Annotated in this window: 22 protein-coding genes and 1 tRNA gene; 16 read left to right on the top strand and 7 right to left on the bottom strand. The window is 65.4% G+C overall.

Annotation, left to right across the window (positions count from 1 at the left end; translation table 11 throughout):
* Window positions 1–6 precede the first annotated feature (6 nt).
* From QO014_RS06710 to QO014_RS06695, 4 genes are all read left to right on the top strand, one after another.
* Entirely contained in the window at window positions 7–1,053 is a 1,047-nt protein-coding gene (locus tag QO014_RS06710) for an ABC transporter ATP-binding protein (protein WP_266347906.1), read from the top strand.
* Window positions 1,050–2,033, top strand: a complete 984-nt coding sequence (locus QO014_RS06705; RefSeq protein ID WP_266347905.1) for an oligopeptide/dipeptide ABC transporter ATP-binding protein — start codon at window positions 1,050–1,052, stop codon at window positions 2,031–2,033. The genes QO014_RS06710 and QO014_RS06705 overlap by 4 nt, the downstream gene beginning before the upstream one ends.
* On the top strand, window positions 1,993–3,096 hold the full coding sequence (locus tag QO014_RS06700) for a LysR family transcriptional regulator (protein ID WP_266347903.1): 1,104 nt from the start codon (window positions 1,993–1,995) through the stop codon (window positions 3,094–3,096). Before QO014_RS06705 ends, QO014_RS06700 begins: the two co-directional genes overlap by 41 nt.
* A gap of 132 nt (window positions 3,097–3,228) precedes the next feature.
* Window positions 3,229–4,398: an NAD(P)/FAD-dependent oxidoreductase gene (locus tag QO014_RS06695; RefSeq protein WP_266347902.1), complete on the top strand. Its 1,170-nt coding sequence runs from the start codon at window positions 3,229–3,231 to the stop codon at window positions 4,396–4,398.
* 77 nt (window positions 4,399–4,475) lie between these two features.
* On the opposite strand, the gene QO014_RS06690 is transcribed toward QO014_RS06695, so the two are convergent.
* Genes QO014_RS06690 through QO014_RS06675 form a run of 4 tightly spaced genes read right to left on the bottom strand, consistent with a single transcriptional unit; the run spans window position 4,476 to window position 8,554 of the window.
* The gene (locus QO014_RS06690; RefSeq protein WP_266347901.1) at window positions 4,476–5,852 is read right to left on the bottom strand and encodes an amidase; all 1,377 of its coding nucleotides are present in this window, start codon (window positions 5,850–5,852) and stop codon (window positions 4,476–4,478) included.
* Window positions 5,770–6,870, bottom strand: a complete 1,101-nt coding sequence (locus QO014_RS06685; protein ID WP_266347900.1) for an NAD(P)/FAD-dependent oxidoreductase — start codon at window positions 6,868–6,870, stop codon at window positions 5,770–5,772. Before QO014_RS06685 ends, QO014_RS06690 begins: the two co-directional genes overlap by 83 nt.
* Window positions 6,867–8,318, bottom strand: a complete 1,452-nt coding sequence (locus QO014_RS06680) for an FAD/NAD(P)-dependent oxidoreductase (RefSeq protein ID WP_266347899.1) — start codon at window positions 8,316–8,318, stop codon at window positions 6,867–6,869. The genes QO014_RS06685 and QO014_RS06680 overlap by 4 nt, the downstream gene beginning before the upstream one ends.
* Entirely contained in the window at window positions 8,261–8,554 is a 294-nt protein-coding gene (locus QO014_RS06675) for a (2Fe-2S)-binding protein (RefSeq protein WP_266347898.1), read from the bottom strand. Before QO014_RS06675 ends, QO014_RS06680 begins: the two co-directional genes overlap by 58 nt.
* Before the next feature lie 381 nt (window positions 8,555–8,935).
* On the opposite strand from QO014_RS06675, the gene QO014_RS06670 reads away from it, so the two are divergent.
* Window positions 8,936–10,105 (top strand): chromate resistance protein ChrB domain-containing protein, encoded by a 1,170-nt coding sequence (locus QO014_RS06670; RefSeq protein WP_266347897.1) that lies wholly within the window; start codon window positions 8,936–8,938, stop codon window positions 10,103–10,105.
* A gap of 142 nt (window positions 10,106–10,247) precedes the next feature.
* Here QO014_RS06670 and QO014_RS06665 read toward each other — a convergent pair.
* Window positions 10,248–10,332, bottom strand: a tRNA-Leu gene (locus QO014_RS06665).
* Between the two features lie 634 nt (window positions 10,333–10,966).
* On the opposite strand from QO014_RS06665, the gene QO014_RS06660 reads away from it, so the two are divergent.
* Window positions 10,967–11,911 (top strand): AEC family transporter, encoded by a 945-nt coding sequence (locus QO014_RS06660; RefSeq protein ID WP_266347896.1) that lies wholly within the window; start codon window positions 10,967–10,969, stop codon window positions 11,909–11,911.
* Here QO014_RS06660 and gluQRS read toward each other — a convergent pair.
* Window positions 11,890–12,771 (bottom strand): tRNA glutamyl-Q(34) synthetase GluQRS, encoded by an 882-nt coding sequence (gene gluQRS, locus QO014_RS06655; protein WP_266347895.1) that lies wholly within the window; start codon window positions 12,769–12,771, stop codon window positions 11,890–11,892. The two genes, QO014_RS06660 and gluQRS, sit on opposite strands and share 22 nt — an antisense overlap.
* Window positions 12,772–12,851: 80 nt before the next feature.
* Here gluQRS and QO014_RS06650 point away from each other — a divergent pair, with 80 nt between their 5' ends.
* The 3 genes from QO014_RS06650 (at window position 12,852) to QO014_RS06640 (ending at window position 14,985) form a co-directional block, all read left to right on the top strand.
* The gene (locus QO014_RS06650) at window positions 12,852–13,508 is read left to right on the top strand and encodes an alpha/beta hydrolase (RefSeq protein ID WP_266347894.1); all 657 of its coding nucleotides are present in this window, start codon (window positions 12,852–12,854) and stop codon (window positions 13,506–13,508) included.
* Window positions 13,509–13,620: 112 nt separating this feature from the next.
* The gene (locus tag QO014_RS06645; protein ID WP_266347893.1) at window positions 13,621–14,178 is read left to right on the top strand and encodes an HNH endonuclease; all 558 of its coding nucleotides are present in this window, start codon (window positions 13,621–13,623) and stop codon (window positions 14,176–14,178) included.
* 3 nt (window positions 14,179–14,181) lie between these two features.
* Window positions 14,182–14,985 (top strand): TrmH family RNA methyltransferase, encoded by an 804-nt coding sequence (locus QO014_RS06640; RefSeq protein ID WP_266347892.1) that lies wholly within the window; start codon window positions 14,182–14,184, stop codon window positions 14,983–14,985.
* Here QO014_RS06640 and QO014_RS06635 read toward each other — a convergent pair.
* On the bottom strand, window positions 14,982–15,473 hold the full coding sequence (locus tag QO014_RS06635; RefSeq protein ID WP_266347891.1) for a disulfide bond formation protein B: 492 nt from the start codon (window positions 15,471–15,473) through the stop codon (window positions 14,982–14,984). The two genes, QO014_RS06640 and QO014_RS06635, sit on opposite strands and share 4 nt — an antisense overlap.
* Window positions 15,474–15,744: 271 nt before the next feature.
* On the opposite strand from QO014_RS06635, the gene dps reads away from it, so the two are divergent.
* The 7 genes from dps to QO014_RS06600 all read left to right on the top strand — a co-directional run bounded on the left by dps (window position 15,745) and on the right by QO014_RS06600 (window position 22,753).
* Window positions 15,745–16,224 (top strand): DNA starvation/stationary phase protection protein Dps, encoded by a 480-nt coding sequence (gene dps, locus QO014_RS06630; RefSeq protein WP_266347890.1) that lies wholly within the window; start codon window positions 15,745–15,747, stop codon window positions 16,222–16,224.
* Between the two features lie 126 nt (window positions 16,225–16,350).
* Window positions 16,351–16,830: a DUF992 domain-containing protein gene (locus QO014_RS06625; protein ID WP_266347889.1), complete on the top strand. Its 480-nt coding sequence runs from the start codon at window positions 16,351–16,353 to the stop codon at window positions 16,828–16,830.
* A gap of 318 nt (window positions 16,831–17,148) precedes the next feature.
* The gene (locus tag QO014_RS06620) at window positions 17,149–18,636 is read left to right on the top strand and encodes a 4-hydroxyphenylacetate 3-hydroxylase family protein (RefSeq protein WP_266347888.1); all 1,488 of its coding nucleotides are present in this window, start codon (window positions 17,149–17,151) and stop codon (window positions 18,634–18,636) included.
* A gap of 7 nt (window positions 18,637–18,643) precedes the next feature.
* The gene (locus tag QO014_RS06615) at window positions 18,644–19,834 is read left to right on the top strand and encodes an amidase (protein WP_266347887.1); all 1,191 of its coding nucleotides are present in this window, start codon (window positions 18,644–18,646) and stop codon (window positions 19,832–19,834) included.
* Window positions 19,831–20,754, top strand: coding sequence for a polysaccharide deacetylase family protein (locus QO014_RS06610; protein WP_266347886.1), 924 nt, complete (start codon window positions 19,831–19,833; stop codon window positions 20,752–20,754). Before QO014_RS06615 ends, QO014_RS06610 begins: the two co-directional genes overlap by 4 nt.
* The gene (locus tag QO014_RS06605) at window positions 20,751–22,265 is read left to right on the top strand and encodes an amidohydrolase family protein (protein WP_266347885.1); all 1,515 of its coding nucleotides are present in this window, start codon (window positions 20,751–20,753) and stop codon (window positions 22,263–22,265) included. The genes QO014_RS06610 and QO014_RS06605 overlap by 4 nt, the downstream gene beginning before the upstream one ends.
* On the top strand, window positions 22,262–22,753 hold the full coding sequence (locus tag QO014_RS06600) for a flavin reductase family protein (RefSeq protein WP_266347884.1): 492 nt from the start codon (window positions 22,262–22,264) through the stop codon (window positions 22,751–22,753). Before QO014_RS06605 ends, QO014_RS06600 begins: the two co-directional genes overlap by 4 nt.
* Window position 22,754: the final 1 nt, after the last annotated feature.

Raw genomic sequence — 22,754 nt, 5'->3', positions numbered from 1 at the left:
CCCACCATGACCGCGTCCCGTGCAGAAGCGACAACCGCCATGCGACCGGCCGACCAGCCCGTCCTCAGCGTGAAAGGCCTCTCGGTGCTGCTGTTCACAGAAACGGCCACCGTTCGCGCCGTGACCGATGCGGGCTATGACGTCGGCCGTGGCGAGGCGCTGGCGATCGTTGGCGAGAGCGGCAGCGGCAAGACCGTGATGAACCTCGCCCCGCTCGGACTGCTCCCTGGCGGCGTGCGCGCCGTCGTCGGCGGCTCCGTCGAATTGTCCGGCGAGGACCTGGCCGTGGCGAGCGAAGAGCGGATGATGCAGATCCGCGGTCGCAAGGTGGGTGTGGTGTTTCAGGACCCGCTCAGCGCCCTCAATCCCAATCGTCGCATCGGACCACAGATCGAAGAGGTGCTCCGGCTTCGCCTCGGCCTCGACCCCAACGCGTCCCGCGCGCGGGCCATCGAATTGCTCACGATGGTGGGCATCCCTGAGCCGGATCGTCGCCTGCGTCTGTTCCCGCACCAGATGTCGGGTGGCATGCGCCAGCGCGTCATGATCGCCATCGCGATTGCCGGCGATCCCGAACTGCTGATTGCCGATGAACCGACGACCGCGCTCGATGTCACCATTCAGGCCCAGTTGCTGGAACTGCTGGCGAGGCTGCAAAGGCAATTGCACATGGCCATGGTGTTGGTGACGCATGATATCGGCGTCGTGGCGCGCATCGCCGACAGGGTGGCGGTCATGTATGCCGGCACGATCGTCGAGATTGGAACGGTGCGCGACGTGCTGAAGCGGCCCCGGCATCCCTATACAAGAGCGCTGCTGGCCGCTGTGCCGGCTCCGGACGCCGAAGTCGGCAGTCGCTTCACCGGCCTGACAGGCTCGCCGCCCGACCTCAGCACTCCGCCGGCTGGCTGCGCCTTTGCACCCCGCTGCGTGCTCGTCCAGCCGGAATGCAGGCTGGACGCGCCCAGATTGGCGACCGCCGGGGGTGACCACAAAGCCGCCTGCTGGATCACAACACCGGTCAGCCCCAGCGGTCAGGAGTTTGCGCGATGAGCCTGCTCACGGTCAAAGATCTCGTGGTCGAATTTAGGGATGCCGATACTGGCGGCGTCAATCGAGCCTGCAACCACGTCTCTCTTGATGTCGATGAGGGCGAGATTGTCGGCCTGGTCGGGGAATCCGGTTGCGGCAAGTCGACACTCGGCCGGACGATCGTCGGTCTCGAGCACGCCCGGTCGGGATCGATCATTTTCGACGGCGTCGATATCCTTTCGCTGCCAGGGGGACGCCAGCGACAGGCGCGGCGAAATCTGCAGTATATCTTCCAGGACCCGCTGGCCGCGCTCGAACCGCGACAGACGGTTGGCTCCGCTCTGGACGAGGCCCTTATCATCAAGGGCGAGCGAAACCCGCGCGCCCGCGCAGCGCGGATCAGCGAGATTCTCATCGCGACCAATCTGCCGTCGGGCATCCTGACAAGGCGTCCGAGGGAACTGTCGGGCGGGCAGCGTCAGCGTGTCTGCATTGCGCGCGCGCTACTGGCCGAGCCGAAGCTGCTGATCTGCGACGAGCCGGTCAGTTCGCTCGACATGTCGCTCCGGGCGCAGGTGATGAACCTGTTCCTCAGCCTGCGCGACGATCTGGGGGTCGCGATCATCCTTATCGCGCATGATTTGTCGATCGTCCGGCAGGCGAGCGCCCGGGTGAACGTCATGTATCTCGGGCGCATCGTCGAAAGCGGTCCGAGCGCCGAACTCTATGCCGAGCCGCTGCATCCCTACAGCCACGCTCTGACATCGGCGATCCTCCATGTCGACCCGGATATCGAGCGCAATCGCGAGCGAACGGTTCTGAAGGGCGATCTGCCCAGTCCGTTCGCGCCGCCGAGCGGCTGCAGCTTCCGGACACGCTGCCCGAATGCGTTCGAGACCTGCGCGGAGCTGGAGCCTCGGGAGTGGATCGAGGCCGGCCGCTCAGTCCGCTGTCACCTCTATGATGAGGTCGAGACGAAGCAACTCACCATGGCGTATTGAGCCATCGGGAAAGCGATATCCGGATCAAGAAGGCATCCCTTGGCGCCGCGAGTCCGGAGCGGATAGGATCCGCTTTGGACGGACATGGCGTTTTGCGACCGGGGGAATGCACCTAATGGCGACGGATCGGGATTTCACCCCGCGCGAAATCGAGGTGTTTGCCGCGGTGATGCTGCACGGGACGACGACCAAGGCGGCCGATGCGCTCAACATAACCCAGCCCGCGGTTAGCAAGACGCTCGTGCAGCTAACCGACAAGGCCGGATTCCAGCTCTTCAAGAAAAACCGCCAGCGTCTCGTTCCGACGCCGGAGGCACATATGCTGTACGCTGAGGTCCAGCGCGTCTTCGAGTCGGCGCGGGGGATTTCGGTCGCGGCCCGCGATATTAGGGAACTGCGCAACGGACGCTTGAAGATCTGCGCATTGCCGGCGTTCGGACTGACCCTGCTGCCGTCCGTCGTCGCCGACTTCTCGAAGCTTCATCCGACGGTTTCGATCTCGCTGGACATTCGCAGTTCGATCACCGTGCTGCAGCGAGCGAGCCGCAACCAGATCGACATCGGCATCGGCGTTACTTCGGCGGACGATACACCCTCCGTATCGCGCCGCTCGCTGACCTCGACGCCGCCGGTATGCGTTATGCCCAGGGGGCATGCGCTGTCGCGGCTGAAGCTGGTCCAGGTGCACGACCTCGACGGGCTCGATTTCATCTCGATGGCGTCCGGGGATCCGATGCGCCTGCAGCTTGATGCGCTCTGCGACGAGAATGACGTGACCAGGACGCTCAAGACAGAAGTCAGCCTCTCCAGTGCCTGCATCGGCATCGTTGCCGCCGGAGGCGGCGTGACGGTCGTCGATCGTCTCTCGGCCTGGATGGCGCGCGACCTGCCGATCGAGATCCGCGACTTCCGTCCCCATCTCGACCTCAATCTGAGCGTCTATCGGCCATGGGGCGTGATCGAATCGTCCATCGCGGACGCTTTCACCGACTATCTGATCCAGCAGACCCGCAGCTACATGAATACGGTCGACGCCGGGATCGCCGCATCGGCAGCGGCGTAGGTGACCTCGCGCACTGGATCGCCGGAAGTTCATAACCTCGCCGCGCCAGCTTGCTGCGACTTGTCATGTGCCGGCTTCTGCCTGCGGCGATAAGGTCCTGCCAGCGAGTTGAACGGGGATCGTGACATCAACATGCACGTCGTGGTTATAGGCGCAGGTATTGTCGGAGCATCGGTCGCCTACGAGTTGGCGAAGACGGGTGCGAAGGTCACCGTATTCGAGGCGTTGGGCGCCGCCGGAGGCGCCTCCACCGCAAGCTTTGCCTGGACCAACGCCAACGGAAAGGCCCCTCGATCGTATTTTTCGCTCAATGTTGCCGGCATGCGTTCGCATCTCGATCTGGCGCGCGAATTCGGCCAGGCGCCCTGGTTCAACCAGACCGGCAGCTTCGAATGGTGGACGAGCCCGCAAAGCCAGGTCGACCAGCGCGAAAACTTCAGTCAGATGAAGGAATGGGGCTATGGCGTCGAGTGGATCGAGCCCCGCAAAGTCAAGGAATTGGAGCCGGATATCAACGTCGAGGCCGTGAACGGCGCGCCGATCCTCTATTATCCGGAGGAGGGCTGGGTCGACCCCGCGCTCTACGTCGCATGGCTGCTGCGCGCGGCGAACGCCCGCGCCGAAGTCGCCCTGCACACGGGGACGCGGGTCTCCGGCCTCAGGACCGATGCGTGCAAGGTGACCGGCGTGCGCCTCGACAATGGCGATGACGTCGTGGCGGATGCCGTGGTGAATTGTGCCGGCAGTTGGTCGGCAGACCCGATCGATGGGGCGCCGATCGTTCCCATGGCGTCGACCGTCGGCATCGTCGCCTTCACGCTACCCGTTGCGACGACGCTTCGGCGGCAGTTTCATGCCGAGGATCTCGACGTTCGCCCGGACGGAGCGGGGCGCATCATGATCCATAAGGTTTCAGTGGATCGGACGCTTCTTGAAAAGAAGCGACTGGATCCCGCCGGTGCGGAAGGTCGCGCGCTGCTCGATGCAGCGGCCCGATATCTTCCAGCCTTGGCCATGACGGAAATCGAAGCGATACGGACCACTATGCGGCCCATCCCGGCTGGCGACGGCCTGACCTGCGTCGGTGCCTTCCCACAAACACCGGGATACTATCTGGCGGTCACGCATAGCGGCGTGACACTGGCGCCCTATCTCGGCAAGGCCGTCGCCGAAGAAGTCGTCTTCGGACGCCAGCACCCCGATCTTTCCGAGTTCCGTCCCGCGCGCTTTTTTGCGGGCGAGGAGAGCCCACTGAGGTTCGGCACTGGCCCAGCCAGAAAACGCGGCAACGAGTTCAACTGACCAAGACCAGACCGGACGAGCCAGAACCGGCGCGCGATGCATCCAACGGATGCTCCCGGATCTCCCACGACAGCAGCTCACCCGCCGACTGCGCGGCCGAGCGCTGTGGCAAGGTCGAGCAGAACGGCGTCCGCACGGGGCCGGCCGGCAAGCTGGATCGATGCCGGAAGGCCGGGCGGACGGGTGACCGGAATGGCGACGGCCGGGAGACCGATGGTGTTGGCCCACATCCGCAGCTCGGCTCCGGCCGGGCCATAGGGAACCCATTGGCCCCCGACCCTTGTATGTTCGTCTTCCAGGCGCGGCGCGAGGCCAGGCGCGCTCGGCAGGAGCACGGCGTCTAGCCCTTCGAGGTGCCGGTGCCAAAGCTGGCGGTGCTCACCGATCCGCGCGAGCGCGTCGTCATACTGCGCTGCCGAGACCTGCGCGGCGATCGCAAGGAAAGCGTGGACGTCCTGGCCGACGCGCTCGGGTGCCGCGGCTATGGCTCCGCGATACTGCCGGTGGAATTCGTAGCGCAGGATTTCGCGGCCCGCCTGTGACAGCGCAGCGGCGTCGCTGAACGTCACCTCGACGATCTCGCCGCCGCCCGCCCGGATCGTCTCCGCGGCGCATTCGAGAGCCCGCTCGACGCTTGCGTCTACCGGCCCGTGCAGGCCGATCGGCCGCGCGAAGACACGGCCCGCCAGCGCGACCCCCTCCGACGGGGGCCGGCCCACAAGCGCCGCGAACACTCTGGCAAGGGTCGACCCGCTCCGGCTCAGGATACCCACCGTGTCGAGGGTCGGCGACACCGGACGGACGCCCTCGACTGAGAGAAGGCCATTGGTCGGCTTGAAACCATAGAGGCCGGTGGCCGCCGCGGTCGACCGGTTCGATCCGCCGCTATCGGTTCCGAGCGCGAAATCGACGAAGCCGGCGGCGACCGCGGCGACGGAACCGCTGCTCGTTCCACCAGTGCCATGCGCCGGGGAAAGCGGGTTGACGACCTGGCCGAACCACGGATTTTTCGCGCTGCCGACGGCGAGCTCATGCATATTCGACTTGCCGACGACCACCGCGCCGGCCGCCTGCAGATCACGGACTATCGGCGCGTCTTCCAAGGCCGGGACGGAACCGAACAGACTGGAACCGCCGGTCGTCGGCATGCGGGCGACGTCGATCAGTTCCTTGGCCACATAGGTCAGTCCGAGCAGCGGCTTGACGCCAGGCGAGGCGTCGACCGAAGCGGCGCGAGCGCGCGCATCCGCTGGGTCGACATGGGTGAGCGCACGGAGGCGGACATTGTCCCGGCGAATCGCGGCGAGCGACAGCTCAACCGATTGGGAAGCGCTTAAGTCAACCAAAGGCAGGCTCCGATGCGGTCGCGGGCTAAGAAAAGCGGTCGAGGCTGAAAGGCGCCGCCTCGGCGGGAAGTGATCCCTCGGAAAGCCAGCCCGCGACCCGGTCGGCATGGATCGCCGCGAGCGATACGCCGCTGTGGCAGGTCACCAGAAATGCGCCGGGGGCGAGCTCGTGATAGATCGGGGCATTGTCGGGGGCGAGGATGCGCAGCGCCGACCAGCTGCGGACAAGCCGGACGTTCTTGAGAAACGGGAAGTAGCGCACCGCGAGGGCCGCAATGTCCCGGGTCACCTCGAACGTCGTCGAGACGTCGTATCCGACATCCTCCCAACTCCCGCCAAGCAGGAAGGTGCCGTCCTGGGTCTGGCGGACGTTTTCGCTCGGCACCTTCATGATCCTCTCGTGCCGCTCCGTCACTAGAATCTGGCCGCGCATCGGCTGGATCGGCAGCGTGATGCCAAGTGTTTCGGCGAGCGCAACATTGCCGAGACCCGCGGCCAAAACGACGTTTTCGCATTCGATCCCGGTCCCGCCCGAGACCAGGCGATAGCCGCCGGATACCGGTTCGATCCGCTCAATCGGCGTGCCCCGGCGGAGCGCGCCTTCGGTCCCTGAGATCGCGGCGTGGAGGGCGCGCAACAGCTTCAGTGGATTGGCATGGCCGTCCTCGCGCGAGAATGTGGCGCCGGCAAAATGCTCCGACACCCCCGGCATGTAATGGGCGATCTGCGAGGGCGTCATGACGTCGTAGTCGAGACCTGAGCGCGTGCGCAGCCGCTCCATGGTGTCGGCGCGCGATCTTAGGGTTTCTTCTGTCAAGCAGAAGACGAAGCCGCCATTCTGCTCGAGTTCGACATCCACATCGGTTGCGGCGGACAACTCGCTGGCAAAATCGGGCCAGAGGGCCGCGCCCTGCCTCGCCCACGGCGCATAGGCTTCGAGCTTGTCGCCCTTGCCCTGCGCCCAGACCAGCCCGAAATTGCCGCGGCTTGCGCGGAAGGCCGAATCGCCTTCGTCCAGCAGTGCGACCTGCCGGCCTTTACGGATTAGCCCATACGCCACAGCGGCACCGACCAGCCCGCCGCCGATTACCGCGAATTCGACGCCCGCGCGGGATCGAGCGCTCATCGCACAACCTCCGCTTCGGCAGTCGCGATCTGGCCAAGCGGCAGCGGCTTCAGCGGCGACCGGATCTCGTGGCGACCGATCGCCTCGACGGTGCTGCCGGTTTCCTTCGCGATAATCTCCGCGACAGCCATCGAACAGCTTCGGCCCTGGCAGGGTCCCATCCCGCATCGGGTGAAGGACTTGAGCTGGTCCGGCCCGGTCGCGCCTTGGGCCACAGCCAGACGGATCTCACCGGCGGTCACGTCTTCGCAGCGGCAGAGGACGGTGTCCGATGCCGCATCGCCGGCCAGTGCGATCGATGGCGGGAACTGCATCTCGAGGAACGGCCGGAACGAATGCTGCCGCCTGAGCGCGCGACGCGGGCGTTCGGCCTGGCGATCGCGTTCCCCCTCGGCGATCCGGCCGAGCTGTCGGGCGATTTCGAGCGCGGCGAGTGTTCCGGCAAGCTCCGCGGCCCGCCCGCCACCAATTCCAGTGCAATCGCCAGCGGCAAACACCCCCGGCAGCGACGTCTCTCCCCACGGGTCCGTCTCTGGCTGGAAGCAATGTTGCGCCTCATTCCAGCGCTCGCGGCAACCGAGCTGACGGGTGACATGATCGTTGGGGATGATGCCGTCATGCAGCAGAACCAGTTCGGCCTCGATCGACTGGCGCCGGCCTTCGGCATCCGTGAACTCGACGCGCTCGACCCTGTCGCGCCCCGCGATCGAAGCCCGAATCGCGCCGCGATGAAACGGGACGCCGGATGCCTTTAGCTTGCCGAGCAGTCGGATACCCCTGGCAAGCAGTCCTGGCGCATTCAGCGCCGAGGGCAAATGCGACAGGAAGGCTTGAAGGCTGGTGCGCGGCTTAGTCTCGACAATGCCGGCCGGGCGAACGCCAAAGGCCAGCAATTGTGTCGCCACCAACAGAAGTAGCGGTCCGCTGCCGACGAGGACGCAGCGCCCCGCCGGGACGGACGCAGCGCTCTTGAGCAGCAATTGCGCCGCGCCGGCATACATCACCCCGGGCAACATCGCGCCAGGGATCGGTACCGGCCGTTCCATCGCACCGGTCGCGATCAACAGCCGCCTCGGCGCGATCGATCGAACGCCGCCCGCCCCGTCGGCGACGAAAGTCCGCCCGTCACGCTCGATGCGCCAGGCAAAGGTGCTGCTGCTTCGCGTCGCCCCGGCTGCGCCGGCAAGCAAGGCCCGGCCGCGGACCTGGTCCGGTCCGAAAGCCCTATCGTCGTCCGCGCGCTTACCGACGCCCGCATAGAGGTTCCCGCCAAGCGCACTCCGTTCGTCGAGAAGCTCAACCGTCAGCCCCAGGCCGTCTGCCGTTGCCGCAGCCGAAAGGCCGGCAGCTCCCCCGCCGATGATCAGGAGGTCTGGCTCGCTCACAGGCGTCATCCTTCGGGTATCTGGCGCTTGATGCGCATGCCGCTGCGGACCCGGACGAGGCATCCCTGCTGGTTCTTTTGCCCGTCGATCTCGACGAGGCACTCGAAGCAGACCCCCATCATGCACAATGGCGCGTGCGACTGAGCGGACACCACCGATTGTCGGTAACGATCGGGATCAACCGTCCGGAGCAGAAAGCTCGCGACCGTATCCTGCTCGCGCGCGATCATCGGCTCGCCATCCAGATCGACTGGGATGGACGGAACTTCATCGCGAAGGGACCGAAACAGCGGATGCACGGCCGCGTTCTGTTTGCCTGATCTGCACATGCAGCAAGATTAGGTGATGGCCGAGCGAGGCACCAATTCCCAAATGCTAGGCGCGTCCACCGAAAAGTTATCAAGTGAGAGTCGACCGCGGCGGATGCTGCAAACCGGTCGCGATCATTAAACACCGGGATCTCGGCCGACCAGCGGTTGGGCTTCGCCTGACGGAGAGACCAGACCGCAAGGCCCTCGGTCTGGATAGCGCCAGCAGGATCCTCTGAGATCAACCATCCGAGCCGGCAACGGCCAATCGAACCATGCCGGCTCGGGGGGCGAAGGACGTTTTTCGCGATTACCTCGTGAGGCGGCAGCCTGAAGATCGCGTCCGAGCTCCCGATAGGGGTATGGACGCTTATGCCGTCGAACACCGAAATTTCCGTGTCTCAACTTTCCCGCCTGGCCGGTTTGCCGACCGCACCGATCATCATCAATGTTCGCACGCCAGAGGACTTCGATGCTGATCCGCGTCTCCTGCCGGCCGCCTTGCGCCTAGATTTTCAAACGGTCGCGACTTGGGCGGCCGAGTTTGCCGGCCGCGATGTCGTCATTGTCTGCCAGAAGGGACTGAAGCCCAGCCAGGGTGTCACCGCATGGCTGCGCCATGAAGGGATCAAAGCAGAGACCTCCGAAAGCGGCTTCGAGGCGTGGCGCGCTTTGGGCGGACTATTGGTCAGGACCGACAAGCTGCCGCCACGCGACGCCGCGAACCGCACCGTATGGGTGACACGCGCGAGACCGAAGGTCGACCGTATCGCTTGTCCGTGGCTGATCCGCCGTTTCATCGATCCCGACGCCTTGTTCCTGTTCGTCGCGGCGTCCGAGGTGGCTGCTTTAGCCGAGCGATTCAACGCGACGGCCTTCGACGTCGACGGCGGGAATTGGAGCCATCGCGGTGAGCGCTGCACCTTTGACACCACGACCGAGGAGTTCGGCCTGACCTCGGAACCTCTGCACCGTCTCGCCCTGATCGTGCGAGCCGATACAGCGCGACTTGACCTCGTGCCGCAGGCGGCCGGCTTCCTCGCCGCCTCGCTCGGCCTTTCCCGCATGTTCCGTGACGACCTTGAGCAACTGGAGGCGGGCCTGTTGCTCTACGACGTCTTCTACCGCTGGTGCCGCGACGCGACCGAGGAAACACACAACTGGCTGGCCCCCGGCGAGATGGTCGATGGACTGGGCCTTGCCGAGACGACGCCGGGGCCGCTGATCATGGTCCTGCAGTTTGTCGGCTTTCTCGCCGCCCATCGTGCGCCCTGCAGCCTCGATCCTCTTCTGGCCGTTTGTCTGGGTGCACTCCTGACCACCAGGGCGACCTTTGCACCCTGCTTCTTCTGGATGTTCCTCGGTGCGCCCTACATCGAGGCACTGCGCGGCAACAAGGCAGTCTCTTCGGCGCTATTGGCGATAACCGCAGCCGTCCTGGGCGTGATGATAAATCTCGCCTTGTGGTTCGGGCTGCATGTCGTGTTTAGGGCGGTGAGAAGCTTTGGGGTCTTTAGTGTCGGCCCGATTTGCCGGTGCTGACGTCCGTCGATTGGCTGGCCGCTGTCCTCGCCATTGCCGCCTTCTTGCACCCGAAAAATTTAATGTGAGGGGGACATCGCAGCCGCCACAGCATGACATCGACAAACTCATCGAACGCCAACGTCGCGTCCAAAAGAGATGATGGTGCGGGTGGTCGGAATCGAACCGACACTCCTTTCGGAACCGGATTTTGAGTCCGGCGCGTCTACCAGTTCCACCACACCCGCACGGTGCCGAGCCCAGCGCATATAGCGCCCTGAGGTAGCCGGCAGCTCCTATACAGCACCGGCGAGAAGATATCCACGGGTGTCATGACCAATCAATGCCAGATTCCCCGTCTTTTGGCCGACGGCTTCCCTCCGATGGCTTGACCGCGCGGGGCTGCAGCGGAGAGGTTGCAAGCTGTCAATGCGAACACTCACGCCCCCTTGCCAGTACGGACTATTTCGGAAAGGCGAGCAGGCCACTCGCGTCCGCCGGCAGGGGAAATGCCGAGTGCTCTCACCTTGTTGAAGATGCGTAGAAGCTCGAGAGCCGGCATCGGCCCGGCGACGGGCAGAACAAAGCTGCCTCTCGCCTGATTCCTGGTCTGACGGCCCGACCGATTCTGCAAGGCGTTGGCGGATGAGGGCGGGCGGTCTGCCGCCGCGACGATAGTTGCTTGTGGCAGAATTGGCCGCGTTTTGATGCCGAATGCGCTTCATGAACAGCGCGCAGCCGTCAAAGCGGCGCGTGATGGCCGCGCGCGATTGACCGGGCGACGGGACGATGCCAAGTCTCGGCCCTCCTCTCCCGGATCTTCCGCTCTATGTTCCAGTGCCTGCCTCTCTGCGCGATGCCCGTTTCGGGATGGTCGACGCCATGATCGCGCGCCTTGCCGATATCGCCCTGATCATCCTGCCGATCTTCGGATTGATCGGCCTCGGCTATGTCTCGGGCTGGACCAAGCATCTGGGCGAGCGTGCCGGCGACGGGCTTTCCGAATATGTCTTCGGCATCGCCGTGCCGGTCCTGATCTTCAAGACGCTCTCCGAGGCGAAGATGCCTGCGGACGGGCAACCCTGGGGCTACTGGATCGCCTATTTCACCGGCGCCTTCCTTGTCTTCGGCCTCGGCTTCCTCGCGGCGCGCAAGATCTTTGGCCGGACCCATCTCGAATCCGTCCTGCAAGGCTTTGCGAGCGGACAGGCGAATACGGTGTTCGTCGGCGTGCCCGTCATCCTGAAGGCGTTCGGCGAGGCCGGCGCAGTGCCGCTCTTTCTGCTGATCGCCGTCCATCTGCCGATCATGACGACGGCCGCGACCGTGCTTGCAGAGGGCGCGGAGGCGGGCGTCTCGCGCGCCACCATGATCCGCCTCGTGAAGGCGCTCGCGCGAAATCCGCTGCTCTTCGGCATCTATGCCGGCGCGATCGGCCAGATCACCGGCATTCATGCGACCGGCGCGGCTGGGCAGATCGTCGGCATGGTCGCGGCCTCCGCCGTGCCCTGCGCGCTGATCTCGATGGGGCTCGCGCTCAGGCGATATGGTTTCGCCGGCGATTTCAGCGCCTCGCTCGTCATCAGCACGCTGAAGCTGGTCGTCCATCCGCTCGCCGTGTTCGGGCTCGTGCACCTCCTGCCCATGCCGCCGGCCTGGGCCGGCGTTGCCGTCGTCTTCGCAGCGATGCCCTGCGGCGTGAATGCCTATCTGCTGGCCAATCACTACAAGGCCGGCGTCGCCAGCGCGGCGAGCGCGGTGTCTCTGTCGACCATATTGAGCCTCTTCACCGTGACGATCTGGCTCTATGTGCTCGGCGTGGGCTGATGGCGGCGGAGGCCGATGCGCTGCCGAATTTCGTCCGGAGTGACGCCGGCCGCTCGGAGCGCGGCTAGGCCCGCATCGCCGTCGGATTTGGAGAGCTTGCGGCCCGTCGCGTCGCGGATCAGGCCGTGATGGTGATAGAGCGGCTCGGGCAGGCCGAGCAGGGCCTGCAGCAGGCGATGGACGCTGGTCGCCTGGAAGAGGTCCTGGCCGCGCACGACATGGGTCACGCCCTGCAGCGCGTCATCGACCACGACCGAGAGATGATAGCTCGTCGGCACTTCCTTCCGGGCGAGGATGACATCGCCCCATAATTCGGGCCGGGCGGGCAGCACGCCATGTTCGCCCGCGGGGCCCGCGCCGGCTTCGGTGAAGGTGAGGGGGCCTGCGCGCCGCATCGCCTCGTCCATGCGCAGCCGCAGCGCATAGGGCGCTCCGGCCGCGATGCGGGCTTCGGCTTCGGCGCGGGGGCGGTCGCGATCGACGCCCGGATAGAGCGGCGCGCCGTCGGGATCGCGTGGCCAGTCGGGGATCCCCGTCGCCGCGCGGATTTCGGCGCGCGAGAGAAAGGCCGGATAGATGAGGCCCATCGCATCAAGCCGCGCCAATGCGTCGCGATAGGCATCGAAATGCTCGGACTGCCGGCGGACGGGCCGTTCATAGTCGATGCCGAGCCAGGCGAGGTCGTCATGGATCGCCTGCTCGAATTCGGGTTTGCAGCGCGTCGTGTCGATATCCTCGATCCTGAGCAGCAGCCGGCCCTGCGAGGCCGCGGCGAGGTCGGCATTGAGCAGGGCCGAATAGGCGTGGCCGAGATGGAGCAGGCCGTTGGGGCTCGGGGCGAAACGGAAGACGGCGCTCATGATGCGGCGAACCGGGGTGGCGGATGGGCGAGAGGGCTTGCTAGCATGAAGCGCTTTGTCATCCCTCGCAGAGAATTTCCATGCTCGATGGTCCCCGTCTCGCGCCGGCCTCCGGTGGCCCCGCCCGCAAGCTCGTCATCCTGTTGCACGGCGTCGGCGCCAATGGGCGTGATCTGATCGATATAGGCGCCCATTGGGCACCGATCTTCCCGGATGCCGCCTTTGCCGCACCCGACGCGCCGGACCCGAGCGACTGGGATCCGGCGATGCGGCAGTGGTTCCGCCTGGGCGTCCGCGACGCCCATGAATATTGGCTCGGCGCGGCGGCAGCGGCGCCGAAGCTCGATGCCTTCATCGATGCCGAACTGGCGCATCACGGTCTGGTCGATGCGGATCTCGCGCTGGTCGGCTTCAGCCAGGGCACGATGATGGCGCTGCAGGTCGGTCCGCGGCGTGCCCGGCCGATGGCCGGGATCATCGGCTATTCCGGCCGGATCGCCGGGCCGGAGCGGCTCGCCGCCGAAGCGCGCAGCCGGCCGCCGGTGCTGCTCGTGCACGGTGCGCAGGACGAGGTCATTCCGGTCGCGGCGCTGGCCGAGACCGCCGCCGTGCTGCGCGGCGCCGGCTTCCGCGTCGAAACCATTGAGCGGCCGGGCCTTCCGCATGGTATTGATGCCGTCGGCCTTTCGGCCGGCGCGGCATTTCTGCGACAGGTCTTCGGAACTGCTGCCGCCTGACCTTTCGTCGCGGCGGTCCGATTGTCGCTGGTGCTTCACAAGGATGACATAGACCCTATAGATTAATCGAACGCATCTCGAGGTTCGGCGCTGCTCAAAGGAGAAGCCAGTCTTGACGATAGCCGTGTCGCCCGGCGCACATCCCGCCCTGGTGCTCAATGCCGATTATCGGCCTCTGAGCTATTACCCGCTCTCGCTCTGGTCGTGGCAGGACACGATCAAGGCGGTGTTTCTCGATCGCGTCAACATCGTCTCCGAATATGATTTCGCCATTCGCAGCCCGTCCTTCAACATGCGGCTGCCGAGCGTCGTTTCGCTGAAGAGCTATGTTAAGCCGACCCGCAACCCGGCCTTCACCCGGTTCAATGTCTTCCTGCGCGATCGATTCCAGTGCCAATATTGCGGCACGCGGGACGATTTGACGTTCGATCATGTCATTCCGCGTTCGCGCGGTGGTCAGACCACATGGGAAAACGTCGTCGCCGCCTGCTCGCCCTGCAATCTGCGCAAGGGCGGCAAGCATCCCGGCGAAGCCAATATGTGGCCGCACCAGATGCCGTTCCAGCCGTCAGTGTCCGACCTGCATAATAATGGCCGGGCCTTCCCGCCGAACTATCTGCATGATAGCTGGCTCGATTATCTCTACTGGGATACCGAGCTCGATCCATAGCGCGTGCCGACGACAACCGAAATCACCGATCCCGCGGACCCGCGCATCGCGGCCTATCGCGATGTGCGTGAGCGCGACCTGGTCGGCCGCGACGGGCATTTCATTGCCGAGGGCGAGGTTGTGCTGCGCCACCTCGTCCAGTCGCCACGTCACAAGCCCTTGTCGCTGCTGATCGACCAGCGCCGGATCGACGGGCTCGCCGATCTGCTGGCGCAGCTTGCCCCCGACGTTCCGGTCTACACCGCCGGGCAAAGCGTGCTCGACGCCATTACGGGTTTTCACATCCATCGGGGCATATTGGCCCATGGCATGCGCGAGGCGCCGCGCGGGGCGCCGGCGCTGCTCGGGTCGCTCGGATCGCGCGCGCTCGTCGTCGCGCTGATGGGAATCTCCAACCACGACAATATGGGCGGCATCTTCCGGAACGCGGCCGCCTTCGGCGCCGATGCGATCCTGCTCGATTCCGGCTGCTGCGATCCATTCTATCGCAAGGCGATCCGAGTCTCGGTCGGTACGGCGCTGACCGTGCCGTTCGCGCAGCTCGCCGCCGGCGAGGATATCGTCGATGTGCTGGCGACAGCCGGCTTCACCGTCATCGCCCTCAGCCCAGGCGGCGAGACGGAGCTTTCAAGCCTCCAGCGCCCCGATCGTGTGGCGATGCTTCTGGGCACCGAGGGGCCCGGCCTGCCCACGCCGGTGATGGCACGGACGCGGACCGTACGGATATCGATGGCGGCGGGGGTCGATTCGCTCAATGTCGCGACGACGAGCGGCATCGTCCTCCACGCCTTGACGCGAACGACTTAGCCGCGGCGGAGGCCTGCCGAGAGCAGCAGCGCCGCGACGATGGCCGAGACCAGCGCGTTCCAGCCCGCGAAGGACAGCCCGAGAACGCGCAGCGCTGCGTCCGTGCAGCTCACGACCTTGGTCTTACCGATCTGGCTCAGGAGATCGCCGGCATTGCCGGTGGTCGCGACGCCGCCGCCGCAATCGGCCGGGCCGAGCCAGAAATGCCATTCGACGCCGGCATGGTAGATGCCGAGGCCGAGGCCGACGACGAAGATCAGCCCGGCGACCACGAGCAGGGCGCGCGCTGGGAGTTGTGCGCCCCGACGCAGCAGCACCAAGCCGATCAGCAGGATCGGCAAGCCGACATAATAGGGAACGCGCTGCTCGAGGCAGAGCTTGCAGGGGGCGTAGCCACCGAAGATCTGGAAGCTCCACGCGCCGAGAATGGCGGCCAAAGCGAGCAGAAAGGCCAGGACGGCGAAGCGAAAGCGGGTGGTGGCGGCCATATCGGGTTTCCTGATGCGGTGCCGCGCTTCTAGCCCGTCGCCCTTCGCCTGTCGACGCAGTGCGGAATCACATCCCTGTGCAGCGCGACGGCGCTATGCCGCCCACCGGTCCGGGCTCGAAAAGTGGGCCCAGTGAGATTTCCATGATTTCAACCGTGACTTAATCGGTTCCCGGGCATTGAATGCAGGCCGGCGGGATATTGACGCCGTCGTTTGTGGCCGTGGCAGTTATCAGGGCCGAAATACAAGAGATCGTGACGAGGAAGACATCATGGCAACATCGAAATCACGGATTGAACTGGCCTCCAACACCAAATCCGCAATGATCGACCTTCTGAATGCACGGCTGGCGGATGGCATCGACCTTGCGCTGGTGACCAAGCAGGCGCACTGGAACCTGAAGGGCCTGCAGTTCATCGCCGTGCATGAAATGCTCGACGGGTTCCGGACCGAGCTCGATGATCACAACGACACGATCGCGGAGCGGGCGGCGCAGCTCGGCGGTATCGCGCTCGGAACCGTGCAGACGGTGGCCGGCGCTACGACGCTGAAGCCCTATCCGACCGACATACAGAGCATCAAGGACCATCTGGTGGCGCTGGTCGACCGCTATGCCGAAACGGCCAATGCCGTGCGCGCGGCGATCGATACGGCTGACGAAGCTGGAGATGCCGATACGGCGGATATCTTCACCGCTGTTTCACGCTCGCTCGATAAGTCGTTGTGGTTCTTGCAGTCTCATCTCGAATAAAGCTGAACGGGCAGCGGAACTTTCATTGATCTTTTCAATCCTGCCTCCGCCGATCTAGTACTATCTCTGCGACGAATCACACGGACATGCGGAAAGATCGGCATGATCGCGATTGGGAGAACAAGAATGAAGATGATGCAGAAGGTTCTGTTGGCTGCTGCAGCCGTCATGTCGATGTCTGCGCCGGCTCTGGCCGAAGCCAAGGCTTCGGTTGGTACGCTGACCTGCGACGTCTCGGCCGGCGTCGGCATGTTCATCATGGAAAAGCAGACCATGAAGTGCGTGTTCAAGCCCGCCAATGGCGGTGCTGAAGACCGCTACACCGGCAAGATCAACGAGTACGGCGTCGCCGTCGGCGCGATCGAGAAGGGTGTTCTCGTCTGGGGCGTCGTCACGGCGACCAACGAGATCCCCGGCCCGGGCACGCTGTCGGGTGAATATGGCGGCCCCGGCGCGGACGTCGCCTTCGTGGCCGGCCTCGGCGCCAACGTGCTCGTCGGCGGGTCGAACAAGTCGGTTGCCCTGCAGCCGCTCTCGGTCGAGGGCGAAGTCGGCTTCAACATCGCCGCCGGCGTGACCACCGTGACGCTGGTCGCCGCTCCGTAAAGATCGTTCGGCCTGCTCGCGCAGGTCTTCATGCGATATTCAGGACGCCGGGATGCGCCAAGCATTCCGGCGTCTTGTTGTTGATTGGCGCCGCCAACGGATGCGCGCGGTCCCCGTTTCGATTTCCAGGACAGGTTGACCTGCCCAATTGCTGTGCTTGACGCTCGATTGAGCCGGATGCTACCTCTCGCATTGCAGCATCGAACCCGATAATGGGCGGTGCGCCACAGCCAAACCGTTTGTAATCAACCTGTTCCTCCGATTGCGAAGGGCTGAGAGCCTGGCGTCGGGATCCAGCTCTGAAAGCGGGAGCCCGCCATGGTGAAAGACGGCCGAGCCTATCTGGCCAGCCTCAAGGACGATCGTTCCATCTATATTGATGGTCGCAAGGTCGTCGACGTGACCACCGATCCGGCCTTTGCCAATGCGGTTCATTCCGCGGCGAAGCTCTATGATTTCCAGGCTGCTCCCGACAATATCGAGGCGATGACCTTCGTCTCGCCGACCTCGGGCGAACGGGTCAGCCGCGGCTGGCAATTGCCGCGAAATCTCCGCGAGCTGACCGAGCGGCGGCAGGCATTGGAGAAATGGGCGGCGCTCACCTGTGGCATGGTTGGCCGCTCCCCCGATCACGTCGCGTCGACCTTTGCCGGCTTCCGCATGGGCCTCCATGCCTTCCGCGACAATGACCCGGCGCGTGCGGCGGCGCTCGAATCCTATTTCGACTATGCCCGCGACAATGATCTCTTCCTCTCCTACGTCATCATCAATCCGCAGGCCGACAAGGCGAAGACGGCCGGCGGCCAGCCCGATCCGCATCTCGTCGCCTCGATCGTCGACGAGGACGGGGAAGGCATCACCATTCGTGGCGCCAAGATGCTGGCGACATCGGGCGTGATGGCGAACGAGATGATGGTCTCGGGCTTCAACGCGCTGCAGGCGGGCGACGAGGCCTATGCCTTTACCGGCGTCGTCCCGCTCGGCGCCAAGGGCCTGACGCTGATGTCGCGCCGCAGCTATGAGCAGAACGCCACCTCGACCTTCGACTATCCGCTGTCGGCCCGCTTCGATGAGAACGATGCCGTCGTCTATTTCGACGATGTGAAGATCCCGTGGGATCGCGTCTTCGTCCATAAGGACCTGAAGATGGCGCAGGCGCAGTGGCACGATACGCGCGCCCATGTCATGCAGAACTACCAGTGCATGATCCGCCTGATGGTGAAGCTGAAATTCCTGCTCGGCCTCGCGCGCAAGATTGCCGAGACAAACAACATCATCAACTATCCGCAGGTGCGCGAAACGCTCGGCCTGATGGCGGCCAAGGTCGCCAATATCGAGGCGCTCGTCATCGCGATGGAGGCGAGCGGCGAGCATTTCCAGGGCTATTTCGTCCCGAACCGTTCGATCCTTTGCACCGCACAGGTGATCGCGCAGACGACCTATCCGGAAATCATCGAGGCGATCCGCACGCTTTCGGGTGGCGGCATGATCATGGTGCCGTCCTCCTATCTCGATTTCGAGACGCCTGAGACTGCGGCGATCATCGGCAAGACGCAGCGTTCGCCGGTCGCGAGCTCGCAGGAGCGGGTCAAGCTGATGAAGCTCGCCTGGGACGCCGTCGGCTCGGAGTTCGGGTCGCGCCATCTCCAATATGAGATGTTCTATTCCGGACCGACCTTCGTCACGCGCGGCAATTCCTTCCGCTTCTATGATTGGGACGGCGTGAAGGGTTTTGTGGACGATTTCATGGGCACATATGGTCTGCCGTCGTCGACCGGGACGTCCCTTTCCTCGGCTGCCGAATAGGGACGTCATGACCGATGTTCAGGAAATCGCGCTGAGTGCGTTCGTCGCGCATGGCCCGACCTCGCTTCAGATGCGGGACGAGGGGGCGCTTGCCGGCCTCACCTTTGCCGTCAAGGATCTGATCGACGTCGCGGGCTACAGATCGGCCTGGGGCAACCCGGACCGCCTCCGCGATGCCGAGCCGGCCGTCGCGACCGCGCCCTCGGTGCTGGTTCCGCTGATGGCCGGGGCGCGGATCGTCGGCAAGACGCACACGGACGAACTCGCCTGCGGCATGTTCGGGATGAACCCGCATTTCGGCATCCCGATCAATCCGCGGGCGCCGGATCGCGTGCCGGGTGGTTCGTCGAGCGGCTCGGCCTCGGCTGTTGCGGCCGGGCTCTGCGATTTCGGCATCGGCACCGATACGGGCGGCTCGATCCGCGTGCCGGCGAGTTTCTGCGGGCTCTATGGGTTGCGCACCACCTTCGGCCGGATCTCGGTCGCCGGGGTCATGCCAATGGCGCCGAGCTTCGATACGGTCGGGTTCCTCGCCCGTGATGCCGCCATGCTGAAGCGCGTCGGCGAGGCCTATTTCGGAACGATCGGGGCCGCCGGGCCGCAACGGCTCCTGCTGGCGCGCGACGCCTTCGATATTCCGGTTCCCGCGATCGGCGCGGCACTCTTGCCGGTGGCGCGCTCGCTCGCGCCGGCCGAGGAGGTCACGCTCTTTGCCGAGGGCGTCGATTTCTGGCTCGATACGTTCCGTCCGCTGCAATTGCACGATCTCTGGTCGACGCTCGGCGGTTGGGCGACCATGCCGGGCCGTGTCCTGAGCCAGGCTGTCGAGGAGCGGATCGCGCTCTCCGCCACGGTCGATCCCCGCATGTTCGCCAAGGCGGTGATCCAGCGCGAAGCCCTGACGTCGCGGCTCGTTCGCCTTCTCGGCGATGACGGCATGCTGATCATCCCGACCGCGCACGACCTGCCGCCACTGCGCACGGCACCGGTCTCCGCGCAGGTGGCATTCCGCGAAAAGACGCTGGCACTCACCTGCATTGCAAGTCTCTGCCGGCTGCCGCAGATCAATATTCCGGCCGTCGAGGTGGATGGCTGCCCGGTCGGCCTGTCGCTGATCGCCGCACCGCGCGGCGATGAGCGGCTCCTCGCCTTCGCCGCCGAGCTCGGCGCGATCCCGTCCGCTTCGGTCCCGGCATGAGCATTCCCGCGAATGGCGCGCGCGACTTCGTTGGCTATGGCCGCCGGCCGCCCGATGCGCAATGGCCGAACGGCGCCCGTCTCGCGCTCGTTATCGTGCTCAATGTGGAGGAGGGCGCCGAGCCCTCCATCCCCGATGGTGACAAGGCGACCGAGATCGGGCTGACGGACGGGATCTTCGGCGAGGTGCCGGCGGGCACGCGCGATCTCGTGGCCGAGACGCTGTTCGAATATGGCTCGCGCGTCGGCTTCTGGCGTCTGACCGATCTCTTCGCCGAGCGTGGTGCGCGGCTCACCATCAATGCCTGCGCGCAGGCGCTCGAGCGCAATGGCGAGATCGCGGCGGCAATCCGCACGGGCGATTTCGACCTCTGCTGCCACGGCGATCGCTTCGCCCGCCATTTCCTGATGGGCGAGGATGAAGAGCGCGCCGTGATCGCGCGTGCCGTGGCGAGCCTCGAACGGACCACGGGCAAGAAACCACTTGGCTGGCAAAGCCGTTACTCCCCGAGCGAGCGGACGCGAACCCTGCTCGTCGAGCAGGGAGGTTTCCTTTATGACGCCGACAGCTATGCCGACGATCTGCCCTATTGGGTCACGGTCGGAGCAAGCCCGCACCTCGTCGTGCCGCACAGTTTCACCCATAACGACAACCGCCTCGCCACCGCCAAGCTCGGCACGGCGAACGATTTCTACGATCATCTCGCGGCCGCCTTTCGCGTGCTTCACGCCGAGAGCGCGCGGACGCCGCGCATGATGACCGTCAGCCTGCACAGCCGCATTTCCGGCCAGCCCTCGCGATTCGAGGCCGTGACCCGCTTCCTCGACCTCGTCGCCAGCCATGACGGCGTCTGGATCGCCGGCCGTTCGGACGTCGCGCGCCACTGGATGGCGACGCACCCGGCGGAGGTCTCATCATGACGGCATCGGCACGGCTGCTCATTCGCGGCGGGCTCGTCGTCGACCCGGAGGCGGGCACGGCCGAGCGGCTCGATCTTCTCATCGATGGCGGCCGGATCCAGACCGTTAGTGCGCCCGGCACGATCATCGCGCCCGGCATTCCTGAATTCGACGCGGCCGACCGGCTCGTGCTCCCCGGCCTCGTCAATGCGCACACCCATGGCCATGCCAACCTCATGAAAGGCGTCGCCGATCGCTGGACGCTCGAGGCTTCGCTCACCAACGGCCCGTGGCTCGGCGGCGCGCGCGATCCCGAGACGATCTATCTCTCGACGCTGCTCGGCGCGGTCGACATGCTCTCCAAGGGCTGCACCGCCTGCTACGACCTCGTCTATGAATTCCCCCGGCCGACGGTCGAGGGCTTCGCGGCGGTCGCCCGCGCCTATGCCGATGCCGGCATTCGCGCCGTGCTCGCGCCGATGGTGGCCGACAAGAACCTGTTCCAGGCGATCCCCGGCCTTCTCGATGCGCTACCGGTGGATCTCCGCGAGAGGGTCGAGCGGTTCGGCCTCGGCGGTGGTGACGAGACGATTGCGGCGATCGAGGCGATCATCGCGGCGCGGGACAGCTTGCCCGACGGCATCAGCCTCGCCATCGCGCCGACGATCCCGCATCACTGTTCCGAACGCTTCCTGATGCAATGCGTCGGGCTCGCGGAGCGCCATGGCCTGCCCATCCACATGCACATCGCCGAATCCCGCCTCCAGGCGCTGACGGCGCGGCGGCTCTGGGGCAAGTCGCCCGTCGCCTATCTCGCGGACCATGGCGTGCTGCGGCCCGGTTTCACGGCGGCGCATTCCGTCTGGCTCGACGATGACGATCTGGATCTCCTCGCGGACAAGGGCTGCTCGGTCGCCCATATTCCGGCGTCGAATTTCCGTCTTGGCTCGGGCATCGCCTCGGTGCGGCCCATGCTCGATCGCGGCATCACGGTCGGCCTCGCCACCGATGGCGCCAATTCGTCCGATGCGCTCTCCATGCTGCAGGCGATGCGGCTCGCCTCCTTTGGCGCGCGCGCCTATGCCGGGCCACGGACCGATTGGCTCTCGGCGGTCGAGACCGTTCGCCTCGCGACGGTCGGCAGCGCCGATATCGTCGGGCTCGATCAAGGCGGCCGGATCAGGGCGGGCGCGCTCGCCGATCTCGCCTTCTTCGATCTGGACCATCTCGACTTCATTCCGCTGACCGATGCGTTCAACCAGCTGGTCAGCGCCGCCGATTCCGCGTCGATCACGGATGTCATGGTTGGCGGGCGCTTCGTCGTGACGGATGGCAAGGTTGTGTCGGTCGATATCTCCGATCTTCCTGCACGCGTCCGCGCCGCGGTCGAGCGGCTCGGCGCGGCTCTGGGCGATGCGCGCGCGCTCGCCGCGCGGCTGGAGCCGCATGTGGTGGCCTTTGCCGAAGGACTTTCCGATGAGCCGATCGGCATGGAGCGCTTCGTCCGGCGCGAGGCGAGGGGGACGTCATGAGCGTCATTGCCGAGATGATCGATCCGCTCGAATTCCGCCGCGCCTGCGGCCGCTTCGCCACCGGCGTCGCCATCGTGACGGCGCGGCTCGGCGAGGAGAAGGTCGGCATGACGATCAACTCGTTCTCGTCAGTCTCGCTCGATCCGCCGCTGGTTCTCTGGAGCCTTCGCAACAAGGCGCGCTCGCGTGCCGTGTTCGAGGCGGCCGGTGCCTTCGCCGTCAGCATTCTGTCCGCCGAGCAGGCCTTCGTCGCGCGCCATTTCGCCAGCGGCGTCGCGGGCATCTTCGACGGCACGGAGATTGCGTACACCGAGCGCGGCCTGCCGCTCATTTCCGGTGCGCTCGCCCATCTCGAATGCGAAACGCGCCATATCCATGAGGGTGGCGATCATCGCATCATGATCGGCGAGGTCACCGGCCTGAATATCATGGACGGTGATCCGCTCCTCTTCTTCAACGGCCGCTTTGCCGGCCTTCCCGATCTCTAGA

Origin of the sequence: Kaistia dalseonensis, assembly GCF_030814715.1 — a bacterium.
Lineage (GTDB): Bacteria > Pseudomonadota > Alphaproteobacteria > Rhizobiales > Kaistiaceae > Kaistia > Kaistia dalseonensis.
This window is presented reverse-complemented; position numbering and strand designations above follow the sequence as displayed.